Annotated in this window: 17 protein-coding genes and 1 riboswitch; of the genes, 3 read left to right on the plus strand and 14 right to left on the minus strand. The window is 26.1% G+C overall.

Annotated elements, in window-relative coordinates; all coding sequences use genetic code 11:
- The first annotated feature begins 20 nt into the window (after nt 1-20).
- On the plus strand, nt 21-182 hold the full coding sequence (locus BN1711_RS12320; RefSeq protein ID WP_082174111.1) for a DUF1540 domain-containing protein: 162 nt from the start codon (nt 21-23) through the stop codon (nt 180-182).
- 68 nt (nt 183-250) lie between these two features.
- Here the strand turns inward: BN1711_RS12320 and BN1711_RS10265 are convergent, their stop codons facing one another.
- The 11 genes from BN1711_RS10265 to pdxR all read right to left on the minus strand — a co-directional run bounded on the left by BN1711_RS10265 (nt 251) and on the right by pdxR (nt 13072).
- The gene (locus tag BN1711_RS10265; protein WP_050608060.1) at nt 251-1102 is read right to left on the minus strand and encodes a YitT family protein; all 852 of its coding nucleotides are present in this window, start codon (nt 1100-1102) and stop codon (nt 251-253) included.
- A gap of 672 nt (nt 1103-1774) precedes the next feature.
- Entirely contained in the window at nt 1775-2671 is an 897-nt protein-coding gene (locus BN1711_RS10270; RefSeq protein WP_243128260.1) for a S66 peptidase family protein, read from the minus strand.
- A gap of 96 nt (nt 2672-2767) precedes the next feature.
- Complete coding sequence (locus BN1711_RS10275; protein WP_050608062.1) at nt 2768-3316, minus strand: NUDIX domain-containing protein; 549 nt, start codon at nt 3314-3316, stop codon at nt 2768-2770.
- Between the two features lie 13 nt (nt 3317-3329).
- Entirely contained in the window at nt 3330-6863 is a 3534-nt protein-coding gene (locus tag BN1711_RS10280) for an AAA family ATPase (protein WP_050608063.1), read from the minus strand.
- The gene (locus BN1711_RS10285) at nt 6853-8064 is read right to left on the minus strand and encodes an exonuclease SbcCD subunit D (protein ID WP_050608064.1); all 1212 of its coding nucleotides are present in this window, start codon (nt 8062-8064) and stop codon (nt 6853-6855) included. Before BN1711_RS10285 ends, BN1711_RS10280 begins: the two co-directional genes overlap by 11 nt.
- 163 nt (nt 8065-8227) lie before the next feature.
- Complete coding sequence (locus BN1711_RS10290; protein ID WP_050608065.1) at nt 8228-8815, minus strand: class I SAM-dependent methyltransferase; 588 nt, start codon at nt 8813-8815, stop codon at nt 8228-8230.
- Nucleotides 8815-9348 carry an ECF transporter S component gene (locus tag BN1711_RS10295; RefSeq protein WP_050608066.1) on the minus strand — a complete coding sequence of 178 codons (534 nt, stop codon included), beginning with the start codon at nt 9346-9348 and terminating at the stop codon, nt 8815-8817. Before BN1711_RS10295 ends, BN1711_RS10290 begins: the two co-directional genes overlap by 1 nt.
- 147 nt (nt 9349-9495) lie before the next feature.
- Nucleotides 9496-9993, minus strand: coding sequence for a DUF5673 domain-containing protein (locus tag BN1711_RS10300; protein ID WP_050608067.1), 498 nt, complete (start codon nt 9991-9993; stop codon nt 9496-9498).
- A gap of 175 nt (nt 9994-10168) precedes the next feature.
- Nucleotides 10169-10990 carry a TPM domain-containing protein gene (locus BN1711_RS10305; protein WP_050608068.1) on the minus strand — a complete coding sequence of 274 codons (822 nt, stop codon included), beginning with the start codon at nt 10988-10990 and terminating at the stop codon, nt 10169-10171.
- A 10-nt stretch (nt 10991-11000) separates the two neighbouring features.
- A complete protein-coding gene (locus tag BN1711_RS10310; RefSeq protein ID WP_050608069.1) occupies nt 11001-11570 on the minus strand; it encodes a LemA family protein in 570 nt (189 codons plus the stop codon).
- Between the two features lie 62 nt (nt 11571-11632).
- A complete protein-coding gene (pdxR, locus tag BN1711_RS10315; RefSeq protein ID WP_050608070.1) occupies nt 11633-13072 on the minus strand; it encodes a MocR-like pyridoxine biosynthesis transcription factor PdxR in 1440 nt (479 codons plus the stop codon).
- A gap of 252 nt (nt 13073-13324) precedes the next feature.
- Here pdxR and BN1711_RS10320 point away from each other — a divergent pair, with 252 nt between their 5' ends.
- Complete coding sequence (locus BN1711_RS10320; RefSeq protein ID WP_050608071.1) at nt 13325-13627, plus strand: hypothetical protein; 303 nt, start codon at nt 13325-13327, stop codon at nt 13625-13627.
- 155 nt (nt 13628-13782) lie between these two features.
- Nucleotides 13783-14196, plus strand: coding sequence for a hypothetical protein (locus tag BN1711_RS10325; RefSeq protein ID WP_050608072.1), 414 nt, complete (start codon nt 13783-13785; stop codon nt 14194-14196).
- A gap of 179 nt (nt 14197-14375) precedes the next feature.
- Here the strand turns inward: BN1711_RS10325 and thiE are convergent, their stop codons facing one another.
- From thiE to thiD, 3 genes are read right to left on the minus strand one after another with little or no spacing between them, the layout of a single operon-like run.
- Nucleotides 14376-14990, minus strand: coding sequence for a thiamine phosphate synthase (thiE, locus tag BN1711_RS10330; RefSeq protein WP_050608073.1), 615 nt, complete (start codon nt 14988-14990; stop codon nt 14376-14378).
- Nucleotides 14981-15769 carry a hydroxyethylthiazole kinase gene (gene thiM, locus BN1711_RS10335; RefSeq protein WP_050608074.1) on the minus strand — a complete coding sequence of 263 codons (789 nt, stop codon included), beginning with the start codon at nt 15767-15769 and terminating at the stop codon, nt 14981-14983. Before thiM ends, thiE begins: the two co-directional genes overlap by 10 nt.
- Before the next feature lie 29 nt (nt 15770-15798).
- Nucleotides 15799-16599, minus strand: a complete 801-nt coding sequence (gene thiD, locus BN1711_RS10340) for a bifunctional hydroxymethylpyrimidine kinase/phosphomethylpyrimidine kinase (protein WP_050608075.1) — start codon at nt 16597-16599, stop codon at nt 15799-15801.
- A gap of 122 nt (nt 16600-16721) precedes the next feature.
- Nucleotides 16722-16824: riboswitch (TPP riboswitch) on the minus strand.
- Nucleotides 16825-16935 lie beyond the last annotated feature (111 nt).

Raw genomic sequence — 16935 nt, forward strand, 5'->3', positions numbered from 1 at the left:
TTAAAAAGGAGGCAATAAAAATGAAATATAATGATAGTATAGGTTGTTCTGTTGATGAATGTAAGCATCATGCTAAAAATTCAGATTATTGTACTTTAAATAAAATAAAGGTAACAAAACATGCACATAGTGCTGATACAATTGAAGAAACAGATTGTGGTAGTTTTGAGTTAACAAAATAACTTCTATTTTTATACTATAAAAAATTAAGGACAACTTTTTAGTTGTCCTTAATTTAAATTATATATTTTTAAAAAGTAGCTGCTTTAAATCCTCCACCTTGACATTCTGTAGCATTAGAGACTGATATCACCGCACTTTTATCTATATCTTCTATTATTTTTTTGGCCTTTACTATTTGCTGGGCAGTCATTACACAATATATTATTTTTAACTCTGCACCTGTATATGCTCCTTCTCCATAAATTATAGTAGCTCCCACTCCTAACTTATCTAATAAAGAATCTTTTATCTTTATATCATTTTTAGTTACTGCAAATAGTATTTTCTTTCCATCGAATCCTTCTATAACTTTTCCCATAACTTGTGATTTTACAAACATTGAAATTATTGTATAAACTGCTACTTCGAAACTTCCTAATATAGCTCCTATAGTCACTACTATACAATTTATTATAAAATCCATAGTGGATATCTTTATTCCTAGTTTTCTTTTTACTAAAACTGATATTATATCTGTTCCTCCTTGAGAGGCTCTATTTCTAAATATTAGTCCCATACCTGCGCCACTTAAAACACCACCACAAATACAAGATAATAACACATCATTCATCTTATAAAAACTTGTATAATCTTTAGTCAATATTAAAAAAGTTGACATTGTGATCATACCTATAAAACTAAAAATACCAAAATCTAAATCTACTTCTTTAAAAGCTATTAAAAATATAGGTATATTTACAAGAAGTATAAAATAACCAGATTGTATATTGGTTACATATTGAAGCATTATAGCAATACCTGCTACTCCTCCACTTAAAAGTTTGTGTGGGATAAGAAACATATTAACCCCTATAGCATAAATTAAACTTCCCATCATAACTAATAGCAACCTTTTAAGGTTTTCTTTTTTGAAAATCATAAATACCTCCATAAAATTTAAAGAAAATTAATATAAATTAATTTTTTTATAATAATACATTATCTTATATATTAATTCTTTTTTAAATATTTTTTATTGCGAAATATTTTTATCAAATGAATTAATATAAAAAATATATTCATTTAATGATTGTGGAAAATTTAATTTATTGCGCTAACCGCTGTCCAACACACTAAACACCTCATTTTCATATTTATAAATGATTTTTTTATGTCATTTCATTTTAAGTGATGCAGTATTTATTTTTTATTATTCTTAATACACAAATATTTAATATATTTATGTATTTTTATAAATTCATTTTAATTTATAAAATATAATATCTTACATTTTTTTCAATATATTTTTCTTAAAATGAATTAAAAGTTTCTTTTTCTATACTATATAAAATTTTACACTCTACGTCAAATGGCTAAAAATCTATATTTTATAGTTTATTAACAAATTCTAATGTTATCTCTGGTTATTATCATTATATAATAATGAATGATTTATTTCACTTCTTGTTTGATATATAGCCTTCAATAATCATACAATTTTGAAATTATTATACTTAAGAATTTACTTACAAATAAAATTAATTAACATTTTATTCATATAACTAAAAAATAAAAGAAGCTTTTATAAGTAAAAGCTTCTTTTATTTTTTAGTTATAACGACACTGTTGGTTCTAATATAGTTAAAGTACTATTAAAAGTATTCATCCTTATTTCGGCTCCTATAGGTATAGTAGCTTTATAATATCCATGACCACTTGCTAAGTTAGTAATAGTAGGTTTATTAAATCTTAGTATCACTTCATCTAATAAATTTTCATAAGTCTTTCCATAAGCTTCATTACATCCCGTACACTCTCCCATTATAATTCCAACACAATCCTCAAATTTCCCAGCTAACTTTAAATGATTTATATATCTGTAAACTTTATTTATAGGTTCATGTACTTCTTCTAAAAATAATATTTTACCCTTTGTATCTATTTCATATGGAGTCCCTAAATTATCTATAAAAGATGATAAATTACCACCAACTACTGGAGCTGATATTATACCCAGATTATTTCCATATAAAGGTATACCCTCAGGATTATTTAAATCTCTAGGAGCTGTGGTAGAAGTTGTTGCTGAAAAAAATCCATTATAATTATAAATTGGCGTATCTTCTTTAAAATCTATAAGTAAAAGACTATGGAAAGTTATTAAATCAACTATTTTATATAATACATTTAATAATATAGTAATATCACTATAACCTGTAATAATCTTGGGATTTTGTCTTATTATATTATAATCTAAATAGGGTAAAATTCCAGCTACCCCAACTCCTCCTCTTGTAGGTATTATAGCCTTTACATTAGGATTTTCAAACATAGTCATTAAATCCTCTGCTCTTCTTTCTTCACTAGTAGACAAGTATCCTTCATTATTATATACATACTTACCTAATACAACGTTAAATCCCATATTTTCTAATATGCCTACTCCTCTATTTATAGATATACTATTTAAAGGACTTCCTAGTGTTACTATACCAATAGTGTCACCCATTTGTAATCTAGTAGGTTTTATACTCATTACTATCACTTTACCAAAAATTACTCTCTTTAAAATAATATGAATCTATACTACTTTTAGTAACTTAATCTATAAATTAAATCCAAAAACATACCAAGGTCCTATCCCTATTTCTACTCCTTTTTCTTTTTCTTCCTCCAAAAATTTTTTTGCCTCGTTTTTATTTACTAATATAACTTCTATATCCTCTGAAGGTTCTAAATTCTGCTTAGGTTCTTTGTTTATTGGATTATTTTCATCAACTTCAACTTTTACAATCCTCGTGGAATCTGTAAGTAATGCTGGATTTGTTTTTATCTCAATGCCAACATCAACTATTTTTCCTACATATCCTGTTTCTTCTTTTAGTTCTCTTTGTGCCTCTTCTTCTATATTCTCTCGCTCTACTAATCCAGCAGGAAATCCTATAACATAGTTATCAATCGCTGGTCTATATTGCTTTATAAATATATATCTCTCAGAAGGAACTAATTTAGCTATAATAACTACAGTTTTTGTAGTATTTGTTCTTTCTATACTTTCCCACTTTAATTGTTCTCCTTCATTATTTTCATAATTTATTTCTTTTAATGATATCCATTTTGCCTTATATAAGATTCTCTCTGAAATTTTGTTCATATGTTCTCCTCCATTAACTATATTCCAATTGTGTTTTACTACCACATTGTCCCGGTATAGCTGGACTTACTATAAGTTTTACTGGCACTCTATTTTTAAGCTCTTCTACATGGCTTATAATACCTATACTCAATTTATTACTTCTAAGACTTTCTAAAGAAGTCATTACTGTATCTAAAAGTTCTGTATCTAAAGTTCCAAACCCTTCATCTAAAAAGAAAAATTCCAAAGGGCAATTTCCTTTGAGTTGTATTTGTGAGGATAAGGCCAAAGCTAAAGCTAAAGATGTTAAAAAAGTTTCTCCACCAGATAATGTATTAGTAGGTCTTATAGCACCGCCATTAAAATCATCTCTCATAGTAAAATTACCACTACAATCTAATTCTAAAGCATATCTACCTCTTGTAATATCTTTTAATCTTTTAGAAGATTCAAAAGCAATATATTTTAGTTGATTTATAGCAACAAATTCTACAAATTTATTTCCTTGTATTAATTTGTCTATATCCTCTAAAAGTGCTTTTTTATGTTCTAAATTTTCTTTTTCATTTAATAATGTACCTAAGACTTTTAAGTTTTCTTCCATATCATTCATTTCTTTTTCTTTAATTATTATTATATTTCCTATTTTCTTTAACTCTAGTTCGTTATTTTTCTTTTCTTCCTGTATCTGTATCCACTTACCCTCTTTTATACTTTCTCCTTTTAATTTATCCTCTACATTTTCTATACTTGTATTTAATCTACTATACTCTTTTTCAAAACTTTGTATTTCTTCTTCTAATAAATTTATTTCTTCTTTTGAAATAAGAAATAATTTCATTTCTTCAGAATTCTTAAATCCATTTTCCTCTAAAGCTAAAGTCAACCTTTCTTGCTGTTTATAATATAATTTCTTCAAACTTTCTTTTTCCTGTTCCCTTTTCAGTTTGTTGTCTTTTAAAATTTCCTTCTTTTTATTTTCTTCTTCTAAATATATTTTTAGATTTTCTTCTTTTTTCTTTATGTTATATATATTAGTTTTTATCTCACATAAATAGCTATGTAATTCTCTTCCATGAGATATTTTTTTTATTTCTTCCTTTTCTTTATCTATATAATTTTTCTTTTCTTTTCCTACCTTTATTATCCCTGTAATATTTGAATGCAAATCACTTTTACTTGCATTTATATTTTCTTTTTCTTTTCTGAGTTTCTCTAACTTCTCTCTATGTTTTTTAATATTTTCTGTAAGTTTAAGGCTTTCCTCATCAAATTTTTTAATTTTATCTAACTCTTTTTCTGTATCTTCTATTTTAAATTGTTGTTTTAATTTTTTTATTTCTTCCTGTTTATCATGACATTCCTTCTCCATGGTAGATTTATTTCTTGTAAATTTATTTATGCTTTCCTGCCTTTTAGATATAGATTCTTTATATTTAGCTTCTAACTTATCTATATTACTTTTTTGTTCTTTTTCCTTGCTTATATTATTTTCTAGTTGTTCTTTATCTTTATTCCATCTATCTAACTTAATTTTCATAGTCTGAAATTCTTTTATTTTCTTATCTAACATTATTTTTAATTCATCTACTGAAAGATTATCTTTTTCAGTAGATAATTTTTTCAATTCTTTTATTATTAAATCTTCTTCACTTGTAAGGGAAGCTAGCTGAACTTCTATATTTTTTTCTTTTTCTAATAAACTCTCTCTTTGTTTTTCTTTTTTATTTTTATTTGACCTAACTATTTTTATATTATCTAAATCAACCTTAGATGCTAATTTTACATGATGAATAGATCCGCATACAGGACAAGGCTTATCCTCTTTTAAATTAACAGCTAATATAGCTGCTATATTTTTTTCTTCTAAATTTTTTATTTCTTGTTCTAATTCATCTATTTCTTGTTCTAAATTATATTTTATTTTTTCTATTTTCATCTTTTCATTTTTCAAATAAGATATTTTATTTTCTTTTTTTTCTTTATCTTCATTAAGTTCTTTTTTTCTATCATTAAATTCTAATAAATGATTTAATTTTTCCTTTAATTTATTTACTTCATTTTGTTTTTGTAGTAAATCATCACTATTTCCCGGACAATTATTATTTAAATTCTCCTTATAACTTAATAATTTTTTTAAATTAATTTCTAACTTTTTTTGATTATTAAAAAGTTCATCATATTGACTTCTTTCTTTTTTAATAATTAAATTTTCACTTTCAAGTTCTTTCTTTGTATCCTTTAAATTTTTCTCCAGGAATCTATATTCTTTTTCTAAGGTAAATAACTTTTGAAGATTTTGTCTTAGTTCAGGGGATACCTTTATGGAATTTATTTTTGATTCCTCTAGTTTTAATTTTTCTTCCCAATAATTTATATCCTCATTTATTTTTTCTAGATTTTTTGTCAGCATCTTTAATTTATTTTTAAATTTATTATGCTCTTTTAATAATTCATCTTTTTCTTTTTCAATTTCTTTTACTTTTTTTTCTATATCTATTGCTTGTTCAATTTTATTTTGTTCCTCTATAAGTTTAGGAATTTCATTATCTTTTTCATATAAGGATTTTTCATAGTCTTTTTGTAAAATTACTACTTCTTTTTTTACATCTTCTAACTGTACAATTATATTTTTTAATTTTTCTTCATTGATATCTTTATTATTTTTAGTATCTATTAAAGATTGTAAATGTGGTTTTACATTTAAAGCATTTTTTCCTTTTAATACTTTAGTTTTTTTATCCTCTATATCTCTTAAATTAAGCTTTAATTTTTTAAATCTCTCATAATAAGAGTTAAGTTCTATTTGTAAATCCCAAATTACTTTATACTTTTCATATTTAAACTTTAACTCTTTATTCAATACCTCTAATTTTTCTTTTTTTTCTAAATGGTTTTTATATTCATTCTTCACTACTTGTAAATTATCTTTTGATAATCCTTCATATTGTTTTAAATTTCCTTCTAAATAAGTTAAATTCTTTAAACATTTATTTTTCTCTTTTCTTATCTTTTCAGATAAATCTTTTCCATACTTCTCTAACCCAAATATTCTCTCTAGCATGTCCCTTCTGCCTTTTCCACTTAACTTTAAAAATTCACTAAATTTACCTTGTGGTAAAACTACAGAACGAGTAAAATCCTGAGAGGTTAACCCTATTATGTTTTCTATGCTTTTTTGTATATCTCTAGCTTTATCTGCAACTACCTTTTCTTCCCCATCTTCCATTTTACTCACAAGCCTTGCTGAAGAAGTTTTATATCTTCCATTTTTATCTCTTTTTATAGTCCTTGATACCATATAAATTTTTCTAGTATATCCTACTCCTATTTCAAATTCATAATCTACATATACCGTATCTATAGATGTATTAATAAATTCTGAACTATCTCTTGCAATATTTCCATATAGAGCCATAGTAATAGCATCTAATATACTAGATTTACCACTACCTGTAGGTCCAAATATACCAAATAAACCTCTTTCAGTTAATTTTTCAAAATCTATTTCTTGTTTTTCTATAAAACTATTTAATCCTTTAATTATTAACTTCTTAGGCTTCATGTTCCTCCTCCTCTTCAGCAATGGTTAAAAATAAATCCATAGTTTCTTTTGTAGGCTCTAATCCCCTTTGATTAAAATAAAATTCTTTAAATAATTGTGACATAGATTTTTCTTTTACATCTCTTTGCATAAATTCATTCTCATCTTGTTGAACTTCTGGAACTATTTCCACAATATCCTTCTTTATTTCTTTTAAAGCCTTTATATCCTCACCATTTATATATCTATCAGTTTTTATATGAAGGTACAACCACATATCTCTATGTTGATTTTCTTTACATTTTTCTAGAGCTTGCTCCACACTACTACAATGCCAAACTTCTATTGGCTTATAATTATTTATATATATATCTTGGATTTTGGCTTTCCCTCCTACTTCAACATCTACTAGTTTTAAACACTTACTATAACCTCTTTCACTTTTACTATAAGGTATAGGCGAACCTGTATAATAAGCATTTTCTATCCCCTTTACTTTTTGTGGTTTATGTAAGTGTCCTAATGCTATATACTGAGCCTGTTTAGGTAATCTATCTGCATCTACTGCTAAACTTCCTCCTAATTGTATAGGTCTTTCTGAATCTGATGATTCTCCTCCATTTACGAATATATGAGATACACCAAGATTTATAGTATCATCTCTATATTTTAAAGATAGTTTATCAAACAACTCTCCTATTCTATCAGAATAACTTTTTTGCCTTTTTTCATCGTCATCTATTTCTTTATATAATACCTCATTTAGTCTTTTCTCACTAGGATAAGGTAGCGTTATTATTACTGCTTTTTCGTCTTTTATTTTTATCTCAATAAATCCTTCGCCAGAATCTATGATTTCAAAATTTGAAAATACCCCTTTAGGTATTATTGTCTTAGGGGTTCCCATAAGAAGTATACCCTCATCATAAGCTAATGGACTTGCAGCTATTAACCTTTCAGGATTATCATGATTACCTGATATAACAAGAACTACCCTTTTGCCATCTCCACTAATTTTTTTTACAGAATTATAAAACATCTTTTCTGCCTTAGCTGGGGGATTACTATTATCGTATATATCTCCAGCTATTATAACTAAATCTATACTGTTTTGTTCTACTATATCTATAAAATCTTCTAAAAATTTTTCTTGTTCTTCTATTCTACTAAAGCCCTCTAAATTTTTTCCAAGATGCCAATCTGAAGTATGCAATATTCTCATAAAATCACCTCTATTAAATCATTAACTATATTATAACTTAAAATAAGACAAATCAAATATATAGATGGTATTTTATCCATTTTAAGTGAATTAATAAAAAGGCTATTTTAAATAGAAATACTCTATCTAAAATAGCCTTTTTATATAAATTATATTTTAAACACTAAATTTTTTCTCCTATACAAATATAATACTCATCACTATCTTCAGTATATATAGCATTAAAACCATGTCTTTCTACTAATTGGGCAGTTTTTTTTACATTAGGCAAAATATCAGATTTTATTTTATCATCAACCTCTTTATGTCTAGAATTTATTAATTCTTTATTTTCAATATGTGCAATTACTATTTTACCTCCAACCTCTAATAAAGAATTAGCTTTTTCAAAAAATTTATTTTTATCTTTAAAATGGGGATAACAAGAATAAGCAATAATATAATCCACTTTCTCTTTAGAATTATAATTTAAAAAATCATCAATTATAAATTCCAAATTACAAAATTTATTTTTTCTCTTAGAAACCTTTATCATATTCTCTGCTAGATCAATAGCTGTTACATATCCTTCACTACCTATCTTTTCTTCTATATAAGGTATAAGTACTCCTGTACCACTACCTACATCTATAACTTTATCTCCATTTTCTAAATCTATTTTAGACATTACATAATCTACTTTATATTTTGGATGTTCACAAATATTATCCCATTCTTCTGCCAAACTATTAAAAAACTCTTTGTCCTCCATTACATTGATTCAACCTTTCCTGAAGATGATTTTTGTAATACCTTAACTAATATAGGTATTAAGATTAATTGTATAATTATCCCAGGCAATCCTTTGACAAATAAACCTGCTATTACAAATTTTAATTTAAATGGTTTAGACATAATTAAATGTAAAATTAAATAATTACATAATATATTTACTACTCTACCACTTAACATTCCTATTATCAATGATGGATACATACCCATTTTAGACTTATTATATAATATAGAAATAACAAGTCCATAAGTTAAAAGCTCCAAAATCATAACATAAACAAAAGGGATTGGTGGCATTCCTGTAAATATGTGACTTAATAATGGAGTTAATATTCCAACTGCTAATGCAAAATGTGGTTCTAATATAAATCCACCTATAAGTATTGGAATATGCATTGGCAAAAATACTTGGCCTGCATTTTTTATAGTATGAAAAAGGTATGGAAACAACAATCCTAAGGCTATTAGTAAAGCTGCTCTAACCATTTGCTGAACTTTTGAATTTTTATTCATTGGTATACCTCCTAGTAATATTTATATAATTCCTACCTAAATATTACTAGCAATAAATATACCACCATTTATAACAATATAAATAAGTACTTTTTGTAGCTTATTCTCAAAATAATACATATTTGTGTATCAAAATAAAACTTAATATCATTTTGATACATATTTTAATGAATGGTTTATATTTGATTTTATCATATAGAATACTTCATCCTGTTCTTCCTTTTTTAACTTCAATTTTATTGTATTAAATCTTCTTAAAGAATTAGTATTAGATTTGCCTTTTATAACTAATGTATTATTAAGTACTTCATGCCAATTACAAGATTCTATATCCTCCCATTTTTTAAAATTACCTTCTACAAAAATACCATTCTCCATAATTTCAAATTTTTCTATACCATTATACAATATAACTATGGCAATTATAATTTCCACATATGAACTAGGATTATTGCTTAAAGTAGCTAATACCATTACTAATATTCCCATTAAAATCATTATATTTCTTTCAAATCCTCTTTTTATATTTAAAATAACTTTACCGCCTATTTTGGTCTTATACCATAAATTAATAAAAGTTAACATTGCCCATAACGTAAAGAAAAATAATACTAACATTAATAAAGTAAATTTTAAGATATCCATTTTAAATCCTCCTTATGGTAAAATTTTACTATAAATTACTAATTCTATGTTAATATCCGTTTTCCTTTTTATGGAATAAAATGTATTAAAATAATTATAATATATTTCTTAATTTAAAAAAGGAAAATTAGTAATAAATACTAACTTTCCTTTTTTAAATATGCTTATATTTAATTTACCATCCACCTGATGAACCTCCGCCACCAGAACTTCCTCCTCCGAATCCACCAAAGCCGCCTCCTGAGCTTCCGCCTCCAAAGCCGCCTGGTCCTCCAAAGAAATCATCGTCATCATCATCACGTCGTCTTGGTCTTCCAGAAAACAATAAATTCCAAAACATCCATTTTAACATAAACTTACTCATTCTTGCTCTATTAAATATTAAATCAAACATAAAGATTCCCAAAAATATAAATGGAATTTTAGAATTATTTTTTTTCCTTTGTTTAGGAACTTGAACTTTTTCATTTTTATCTAAAGTTACATTATATTCTTTAGCAATATCATCTGCAAAAACTGAATATACTTTTTTTAGTCCCTGCCCATAATTACCTTCTTTAAATGAAGGTTTAGCTACAGTTTCCATAATTCTTGAGGAATATATATCTGTTATTCTACCCTCAAGCCCTTTTCCTACTTCTACTCTCCATTTTTTGTCCTTTATAGAAAGTAATATCATAACTCCATTATTTTTTTCCTTCTTTCCTATACCCCACTGTCTAAATAACTTATTAGTATAAGATTCTATGTCATATCCATTTAAAGAATCTATTATGACTACTGTCATTTGAGCACCTGTTTTTTTCTCTAATTCATGACCTACTGATATAATATATTCCTTATTTTGCTCATCTATAACTCCTACATAGTCATTAACATATTTTAAGTTAGTAGGTTTTGGAAAACTCTCTTCTGCCTTTACAGGAGTTGATACTACTAAAAAGCTTATAACAAATAATAAAAAAACATAAGATAGTTTTTTTAAAAATCTATTCATTTTTATCTACCTACTTTGAAAAATCTACTTTAGGTACCTTACTTGCTCCAGCTTCTGCCTTAAAATAAGGTTTTTCTTGGAATCTAAACATATTTGCTATAATAGATGATGGAAACTTTTTAATTTTAGTATTATAATTAGTTACTTCTTTATTATAATCTTGTCTTGCTATAGCTATCCTATTTTCTGTTCCTTCTAATGCTATGGATAAATCCTTAAAATTCTGACTTGATTTTAATTCAGGATATCTTTCAACCACTACTAACAATCTTGAGACTGCTGAAGAAAGCTCTTCATTAGCATTAGCCTTTTGATCCATAGATTGAGCACCTGCTAGTTTTGATCTAGCATCTGCAACTCCTTTAAAAATGTCTTTTTCTTGTGCTGCGTATCCTTTAACTGTTTCTACTAAATTTGATATTAAGTCTGATCTTCTTTGAAGATTCGTATCTATATTAGATGCAGCCTGATTTACTCTTTGTTCCATAGACACCATACCATTATAGGAGCCAATTAAAGGGAATAATATTACTAATATTACAGCAATTACTATAAGAGTAGTTTTTAATCCTTTTTTCATTTTTTCACCGTCCCAACAAATTTTATTAATATTTATTATACCTTAATTATTACAAATAATCATTATATATTTTTTATGCAGTTTCCAATAATCTTAAAACCTTTATCTATTTCTTCTAAAGTAACTCTAGATATTCCAAGCCTTAAAGTGTCTTTTCCCTTTTCATCTACATAAAATATATCTCCTGGAGTAAACACCACTCCTTTTTTATAACATTCTTTTAAAACTTGCCTAGAATCTATTCCTTTAAGTTTTATAAATATATGAAGTCCACCTTCTCCTAATATATAATCGCAAGGTATATATTTTTTAGCACACTTTATTGCAAATTCATACTTTTCTTTATATATTTTTCTTACTTTTTTTATATATTTCTCAAAATTTCCTCCCTTTAGATATTCATATAAAATTGCTTGATCTAAAAATGATGTGTGTATATCCCTACTTCTTTTTACACTTTCTAAATAATCTATAAGTTTTTTATCTCCTAATATCCATCCAATTCTAAGTCCAGGAAATAAAACCTTAGAAAAACTACCTAGATATAATACACTATTTCCTTTTCCACAAAATGTAACTATAGGTGCTACATGATCTCCTGAATATCTAAGTTCTTCATTAAAACCATCTTCAATTATAGGTATATTATTTTCTTTCAATATGTTATATACAGATATTCTCTTTTCTGGGCTCATAACTATACCTGTAGGATTATGATAAGAAGGTACTAAATAGGCCAATTTTATATCTTTATTTTCATCTATAGTTTTCTTCAATTTACCTATATTTATACCGTCTTTGTCCATATCTATGCCTACAATATCTATATCGTGAAGCTTCATTATTTTTATAGCTGTATTATGAGTAGGATTTTCACATAATACTTTATCATTTTTATTTACAAGAGAAGTTAAAACTATATCAAAAGCTTCTGTAAAACCATTAGTAATTAATATACCTTTATTTTCTGTGTATACTCCCTTATTCTCCATATAACGCTTAATATACTTTATTAAATTTTTATATCCTATAGCATAACCATAATTTAATATTTTTTCTCTCTCTATGGAGATCCTATTTAAAAATGCCCTTTTAAATTCCTCCACCTCAAATAAACTTTCATCTGGGGCTATGCTTTTAAAAGATATCATTCCTTTTTTCCAAGAAAGTTCGTGTTTTACTATATCTAATTGTTCTGCATTTTTAGCATATTCATTTATATTATTTTCCCAATCTATCTCCCATTTTTCTTGAAAATTTACATTTATATTTGAAACAAAAGCTCCCTTTCCCTTTTTTATATATATAAATCCTTCGTCTTCCAAAAATTCATAAGATGAATTTACTGTATTCCTACTAACCTTCAATAAAGAAGCAAGTTCCCTTGTAGAAGGTAATTTTTCATCTTTTCTAATCATTCCTTTTAGTATCATAGATTTTATATAGTTACTTATTTGTATATATACTGGTGAACTCTTATCTAACTTTATATCAAAAAACACTTTACCACCTCACCTTATTTTACAAAGCTATATTTTCATAATTATCTAATGTAATCTTTTATACCATAAAATCCAATAATAGTCTAAATTACATTTTTAATCAAATTTATATCATAATTATGATTATATTCATATTTATACCTTTTATATTATTTTTTTGATAAAAAGGTTTTTAATTATAGTATAACTCTGCTATAATATAAATGTATTATACCAATAAAAAAATATAAATATAGACTGGAAGGAGACTTTATGAACGTTAATTTAAAAAATAAAAAAACAAATCAACTAATTCAATGCAAAGTTGGATTTTCTTGGACCACTTTCTTTTTTGGTTTTTTCCCTGCACTATTTCGTGGGGATTGGAAATGGGCACTTATAATGTTTATTACATGTTTAATAACATTTGGCATTAGTTCTATAGTTTTTGCATTTATATACAATAAAATTTACATAAATAACTTACTGAGCAAGGATTATATTCCTTGTGATGAATCATCAAGACATATATTGGTAAATAAAGGTTTTTTGTCCAATAATGCACTTTCAAATTAATAAATAAAATTTATATTTTTTAGGTATATGCTACGGATATAAAACTTAAATAAGTTTTGTATCCTTTTTATATAAATAAAAAAGGGAGATATCTAAATGTTTGATAAAAAGTTTCTTAAAATTGACTATATATTTCCTATTATTATTTTAATTTTTTGTTTGTTAGCTTAATTCCTATAAAATATAACAAAACTATTAAAAATTATAATGGTTATTATTACACTCCAGTTTCAAATAAATTTGAAGAAAAAGAACCTGTTAATGTAAATTTACAGTTAAAATCCTATACTAAATTTGAAATATCAAAATTAAAAACTCAGGAAAAGTTTAAAGGCACATTATCTATAAATAACAATACATATAATCTTAAAAATATTTCTTATGATCATAATCTATATATAGCTCATACAAAAGTTAAGGGCTCCAATGATTCAATTACGATTTTTATGTCTAAAGACTTAGACCAGATATTTATTTTTAGTTACAAGAAAACTTATTGCATATGGTGTGGACCTAATGATTTAAATATAATAAAAAATTTTCAAAGGAATTTTGAACCATGTAAATAGTAAATATAGATATGTGAAAATAAATTATTATAAAAATATATTAAAATATCCTAAATATATTATAAATTATTAATCTTTTAAATAAAATTTTACTATAAACAAAAAGGGCTTCCCATGTTACATTTTTATGCATTGTGAGATAGCCCTATCTTTTATAAGTAAAATATATATTTTTAAACTTATTTTATAATTAAATTCTCCGCAGCTTTTTTTACATTATCTTCTTTTAATATGGCTGATATAACCGAGATACCTTGAACTCCCGTACTCATTACTTCCTTAAAGTTATCTTTATTTATTCCACCTATAGCTACAGATGGAGTTGTTATATTATTTTTAATCTCTTCTAATCCATCTATACCTATTAAATTTGCAATATCTTTTTTACTTCCTGTAGGAAAAACTGTTCCTATCCCTAAATAGTTTGCACCCTTTTTTTCTGCCTCTAGTGCTTCTTTAACAGTTCCTACTGATATTCCGATTATTTTATCTTGTCCTAATATTTTTCTCGCAATGGAAAGTTCCATATCCTTTTGGCCTAAATGAACTCCTTGTGCATTTATAGCTTGAGCAATATCTAATCTATCATTAATTATTATAGGGATTTTATAATAATCTGTTACTTTTTTAACCTCTAAGGCTACATTATAAAATTCTCTAGTGGATACATCCTTTTCCCTAACTTGTACTATACTAACTCCACCTAATATAGCATCTTCCACTACCTTTTTTAACTCTCTTCCTTTTAAAAATCTTCTATCAGTTATTAAATAAAGTCCATAGTTTATATCCACTCTATATTACCTTCTTTCCATATTTCTTCATCAGATAATGTATATATGCTATCTATCAGTGCGACTTTAAAACTACCTGGAAGTTTAGCCCTCCTATATGCCTTTTCTCCTGCAATATTCATAGATAATATGGCAGTTATTGTAGATATAAACTTATCATCGAAACTTGCAGCAGTAGCGGAACATAGAGCCCCTAGCATGCAACCTGTACCCGTAACCTTTGTAAGCATTTCTGTACCATTATTTATTATAGCCCCTTGTTTTCCATTTGATATGTAATCCTTCTTTCCAGTAGCCGCAACTACACAATTATATCTTTGAGAAAGTTTTAAACAAGCTTCTAAAGCATTTTCTCCATTATCTATAGAATCTACTCCTCGAGTTTCTGAATTCATTCCTGATAAATATTTAATCTCACCTATATTTCCTTTTATAATATCTATTCTTCCTACTTCACTTATTCTTTTTATAACTTCCACTTTTCTTTTCATAGCAGGACAACCAACAGGGTCCAATATAACTGGTACATTATGATTTTTAGCAGACATAGACGCTAATATAGCTGCTGCTTCTTGTTCTTTAGTTAAAGTACCTAAATTTATATACAAAGCCGAAGACATTGCTGCAAAATCATATACTTCATCATATGCTTCACACATAGCAGGAGAAGCACCATAAGATAATAAAATATTTGCACAATCGTTTATAGTAACATAATTAGTTATGCAGTGAATAAGTGGAGTTTTATCTCTCATATTTTTTATTATATTTTTATTCATTCTTACATCTCCTTATAATATTTACTATACTAAAATTCTAAATTAGCTTTTTTATAAAGCTCTATAAAATGACCTACGGGACCTACCCCTTCGCCTATAGGAAATGAATTTTCTATAGCTTTTGTAATATACTCTTTTGATAATTTAGCAGCTTCCTCTATGTTATATCCCTTGGCTAAATAAGAAGCTATAGCAGAAGATAATGTACATCCAGTACCATGAGTATTTTTAGTTTGAATTCTACTAGCAGGGATTTTTATAAATTTATCTTTTGAAAGAAGAATGTCATTAGCATCATTACACCTATGGCCACCCTTTACTAAAACGTTATCAATCCCCATATCTTGTATAATCAATGCAGCTTTTTTCATTTCTTCCTCTGAAGTAATTTTCATACCACTTAAAACTTCGCATTCCGGTATATTAGGTGTTATTAAAGTTACAGTAGAAATTAATTTTTTTAATTCTTCTACAGCTTCAGGTTTAAGTAAAAAGTAACCACTTTTAGATACCATTACAGGATCTAATACTATGTTTTTAGCCTTATATTTTTTTAAATTATTATTTATAGCCTTTATAGTATCACTGTTAGATAACATACCTATCTTTACAGCATCTATTTTTATGTCATCAAATATAGATTTCATTTGAGAATTTACCATATCTATAGGTACCTCAAAAACATCTTGTACTGCTACAGAATTTTGAGCTGTTAAAGCAGTTATTACACTCATAGCATAAACACCTAAAGCACTCATAGTTTTAATGTCAGCTTGTACACCTGCTCCGCCACAACTATCAGAACCCGCTATAGTTAAAACTTTTTTCAATTTTAAAAACCTCCTAAAATTATGGGTAAGAGAAGAGATGAAATGCATTAAAGATTAAGTAGAAAACAAACTAAAATTTATAAAAAAAGATGTATTGAAGAAGCAATACACCTTGTAAAAGTTTCGTATAAATTGTTGCTTCCCTACGCCAGTATTAACTGGATCAGGTTTTTAGAGTTAGAGTATTCTCTTCTCAGCCTTAAAAAGGCACCCCTACAACGATATTATTTAATTTTATAATTCTATTCTATACTTAATATATTTTATTTGCAACATTTTAAAAATCATGAAAAGACCAGTAATATATAAAAAAATAGTTAAGGTGGTACTTTATTA

The organism is Clostridium niameyense, assembly GCF_001243045.1.
In the GTDB taxonomy this organism is placed as follows: domain Bacteria; phylum Bacillota; class Clostridia; order Clostridiales; family Clostridiaceae; genus Clostridium_F; species Clostridium_F niameyense.